The sequence below is a fragment of the Acidiphilium iwatense genome (assembly GCF_021556475.1).
GTDB classification, from domain to species: Bacteria; Pseudomonadota; Alphaproteobacteria; order Acetobacterales; family Acetobacteraceae; genus Acidiphilium; species Acidiphilium iwatense.
This window is the reverse complement of sequence record NZ_JAKGBZ010000140.1, coordinates 1-1,301: the sequence shown is the minus strand read 5'-3', so window position 1 is coordinate 1,301 and position 1,301 is coordinate 1. Positions and strand designations below refer to the sequence as shown.

At 60.1% G+C, this 1,301-nt stretch carries 1 protein-coding gene; it reads right to left on the bottom strand.

Annotated features, from left to right (window positions below; translation table 11 throughout):
* On the bottom strand, positions 1 to 1,085 hold a 1,085-nt coding region (locus L2A60_RS20430; RefSeq protein ID WP_235706298.1), incomplete at its 3' end, for a site-specific integrase.
* Positions 1,086 to 1,301 lie beyond the last annotated feature (216 nt).

The following is a 1,301-nucleotide window of genomic DNA, read 5'->3' as shown; positions in this document are numbered from 1 at the left end:
GTCCGGGCCTTGCCATCGCGATCGAGCTTCAGCCCAGCGCGCTCAAGCAGATTATTGAACAGTTTGATGTGATTGCCAGGGAACACAAGGTCCGTCGGCTTCGGATATTCCGGCCCGGATAGGACAGGCACATCCCCACCAACCCTGCGCCGGCGCTGCCGTTCCCGGCGAGATTCCGCCTGCACCGGCTTGGCCCGCGCGAGTAAGCGCTGATACACCCGCACTGCCCCCGGCATGCTCTTGCAATGCCCGACACCGCGCTTGCCGCGCACCTCGATCTCGAGAATCTCCTGCTTGCTGCCATCATCCTGGGCAATGACGACATCTCGGTGCTGCAGATTAAACGCCTCATCCGGCCGCAGCCCGGTATTGGCCATGAACAGCACAAAATCGTAGACCTGCTCGGCATTCCATTTGTAATGGGCGCGTACCTGTTCCCTGGCATAAGCCCGCGCCGCCTCGTAGAGCTGCTTGTATTCATCCGGGCTGAACCAGGGCCGGTGCACGATCTTGCCCTGCGTCCTATAGGGCGGTGTCAGGTCGGGCAGATGCTCCAGCCAGCCATGGCGGATGGCGGTTTTGAGCACCATGCGCAGTGTGACCACCTCATCATGCAGCGTGCTGCGCGCCGGCGGCTTGGCCTTGGGTTTATGCTGGCCCCTTGAGTGCGGGTTCGGTTCGGCATAGCTCGTCATGCGATGCACCCGGTATTCCTGGACCTTGCCGGGGGTCACCTTGTCGAGCGGCAGGCTCCCGAAGAACGGCAGCAGATGCACCCGCAGCCGGATCGCGTGGCTCTCCGTCCATTTCTCGGAGCGCTCGCCCTCGGTGATCACGCCGTATTCCTTCAGGAACTGTTCGGCGGCTTTTTTGAAGGTCGGGCGGTCATTCAGCACGCCAGCCCGCTGCTGGCCATGCAGCTTGAAGTACCAGCTCTCGGCCGCCTTGGCGGCCAGATCCTGAATTTCTTGTTTGGTGCTGTATTGGCGCTGCTTGCCACCGACAGAAGCGCGCGCCTGCCAGAACCGGCTATTGCCGCGCTGATAAATCTGAATTTTTCCACCCAGCAGCTCGACGGTCGGCATGAGACCTCCTTGGCGCGCACCGTGCGACGGTTGAGGATCAAAGGCAGATCGTGACCATAGCCTATCAGGTTAGGGAATTCGAGTTAAATTACCCTAAGACTGCCCTAGTGCACCGGACAACAAAAAGCCGCCTTGCGGCGGCTTCAATGCATTGATTTGGTTTGATAAACTTGGTTGCGGGGGCACGATTTGAACGTGCGACCTTCAGGTTATGAG